The following is a 2,773-nucleotide window of genomic DNA, read 5'->3' as shown; positions in this document are numbered from 1 at the left end:
GGGGCGCCTGCGGTGCCCCGGAGCGACACCTCACCGACCGCCGGCGAACAACAGAAGTGGCCACCATGCGTATCGTCCTGCTGCACATGCCCTGGGGCGCGATCGACGTGCCGTCGCTGGCGCTCGGGATCATGCACACCGCTGCCGCACGAGCCGGCCACCAGGTCGAAGTGCGGTACGCCAACCTGGACTTCGTGGACTGGGCCGCCGAGACCGCGGGTTTCGGCGTGGACGACTACCAGTACTTCTCCGAGAAGTCCTACTTCCAGGGCGCGGGCGACTGGGCGTTCGCCGGCGCGCTGTACGGTGACGACGGCCCGGCCCCCGGCATCGAGGCCGGCATCGACGGCGACGGCGACGACAGCGACATCGATGACCTCGACGGCGAGTTCGCGCCCTACTTCGAGTACCTGGCCACCAGCGGTGCGAGCGAGCAGGAGATCGCACTGACCCGGGCCACCCGCGCGATCGCCCCCGCGTTCATCGCCCGACTGGTCGACGAACTCGCCGCCGACCCACCGGACTTGGTCGGCTTCACCACCACCTTCCAGCAGAACACGGCGAGCCTCGCCGCCGCGAAGCTGCTCAAGCAGCGGTGCCCGCAGGTGCGCACGGTGTTCGGCGGCGCGAACTGCGACGGTCCGCAGGGCGCCGCGCTGCACCGCAACTTCCCCTTCCTGGACTACGTGGTGCGCGGCGAGGGCGAGGCCGCCTTCCCGGCGCTCCTTGAAGGCGGCGACCTCTCCGCCGTCCCCGGGCTCTGCTGGCGGGACGACTCCGGGACGTCGACGGCCAACGAGATGACGAGGCGTCCACTGCCGCCCGCGGCGATCCTGGCGCCCCGCTACGACGGCTTCTACGAGCGGCTCGACGCCTCCGTCGCGGCCGGCTGGGTCGATCCCAAGCTGGTCGTCGAGGGCTCCCGGGGCTGCTGGTGGGGCGAGAAGCACCACTGCACCTTCTGCGGGCTCAACGGCTCCTCGATGGAGTTCCGCTCCAAACCGCCGACGGACTTCCTCGCCGAGGTGCTCACGCTCGCCGAACGCCACCAGCTGTTGGACGTCTACGTGGTCGACAACATCCTGGACATGGGCTACTTCGACACCGTCCTCAAGTCGCTGGCCGAACTCCCGGTCGACCTGCGGCTGCACTTCGAGATCAAGGCCAACCTGCGCCGCCACCAGTTCCAGCTCCTCGGCGACTCGGGCGCGGCCCAGGTGCAGCCCGGCATCGAGAGCCTGAGCACCCGGGTCCTGCGGATCATGGACAAGGGGGTGACGGGCTGCCAGAACGTCCGCGCGCTGCGGGACGCGCAGAGCGCCGGAGTGTCGGTGAGCTGGAACTACCTCTACGGCTTCCCGGGCGAGCAGCCGGCCGACTACGAGTCGGTGATCCGCCAACTGCCCCTGCTGCACCACCTGGACCCGCCGACCGGAGCCGGACGGATCGCGATCGAGCGGTTCAGCCCGTACTTCGACCGGCCCGAGCTGGGCTTCGCGATCACCCGGCCGGCCTTCCAGTACGGCGCGACCTACCGCCTGCCGCAGAGCGAACTGGCCGAACTGGCCTACGTGTTCAGCGCGCCACCACGCGGGATCGGCGGCGACCTCGCGGAGCGGCTGAGCGCGGCGGTGGACACCTGGATCGCACGGTTCCCCGACAGCCGGCTCAGCTACCGGGACGCGGGCGGCCGGATCGCGCTCGTCAACACCCGCCCCGAGTACGACTGGCGGGTGGTCGAGCTGACCGATCCGGTGGAGCTCGCCGCCTTCCGGCTGCTGAACCAGCCCCGCTCGACCGCCGCGCTGGCCGCCAAGGTCCCCGGCGGCGCGGCGGCGGTCGGGCCGATGCTGGAGCGCTTCACCGCGCTGGGCCTGCTGTTCCACGACGGGGACAGCTTCCTCCAGGTCGCCGTCGAGTCCGACAACCAGGTGCTGATGCGGATGCAGCACCGGCACGGCCCCGCCGCCGCCCGCCCTCGCGCCGAGGAGGTGCTCGATGCCGTCACGATCGGCTGAACGGACCGATGCCGGAACGGCCGATGCTGGAAAGGCCGTTGCGGGAAGGACCGTGGCGGGAAGGGCCGATCCTGGAGGGGCCGTTGCGGGAGGGGCCGATGCCGCCTCCTGGCGCGCGGCCGGCCCGGAGGTCGAGCTCTGGCTCGACTACGACCCCGCCGCCAGGGAGTTGCCGGGCTTCGCACTCGGTCGCCGCACCCTGTCCGGCCCGGCGGAGGCAGAGGTCACCGAGCTGCACCGCGCCGGGGTCCGCTGCCTGCGGCTGACCGAGCCGGTGCGGCTCTGCGCGGACGCGCCGGCGGCCTCCGCGCGGGCGCTGATGCTGCTGCGCGAGGCGACCGGGCAGGGGCTGGCCGTGCTCTGGCAGGCCGACTGCACGGACGGCTGCGCGGCGCAGCGCCGGTTCCACCATCTGTACCCGCCCGAGCAGTTGACCGGCGGCCCCCAGGACGTCGTCGCCGACTGGCGCGCCACGTACTACCCGAGCAAGTGCGTCTTCCGGCGCGGCCCCGGCTTCGTCGAGGTGCGCGACCGCCGGTTCGGGACGCTGGAGCTGTTCACCATCGACGAGCCGGGCCACCTGGCGCAGGTCGAGGCGCTGGCCGAGGGCGTCGAGGTCGGCCGGCTGCCGGACGCCGTCCACCAGGACTTCGCCGCGGCCGGCCTGATCGCCCTACATGCCCGCCGCGCCGGGGTGCAGACCCTGCGGGTGGGGCGCGGGCCCATACCCTCGCGGTCCGTGTATGTGGCCGCGG

2 protein-coding genes are annotated in these 2,773 nt (G+C 72.4%); both read left to right on the top strand.

Features of this window, described 5'->3' with window-relative positions; all coding sequences use genetic code 11:
• On the top strand, positions 1-2,018 hold a 2,018-nt coding region (locus ACFV6I_RS36635), incomplete at its 5' end, for a RiPP maturation radical SAM C-methyltransferase (RefSeq protein WP_380430316.1).
• Positions 2,019-2,070: 52 nt separating this feature from the next.
• Positions 2,071-2,773: DUF5825 family protein (locus ACFV6I_RS36630; protein WP_380430313.1), on the top strand; the 703-nt coding region annotated here is incomplete at its 3' end.

The organism is Kitasatospora sp. NPDC059803, from assembly GCF_042732255.1.
Taxonomy (GTDB): Bacteria; Actinomycetota; Actinomycetes; order Streptomycetales; family Streptomycetaceae; genus Kitasatospora.
The sequence above is the reverse complement of the archived record's forward strand: the minus strand, read 5'-3'. Positions and strand labels throughout refer to the sequence as shown.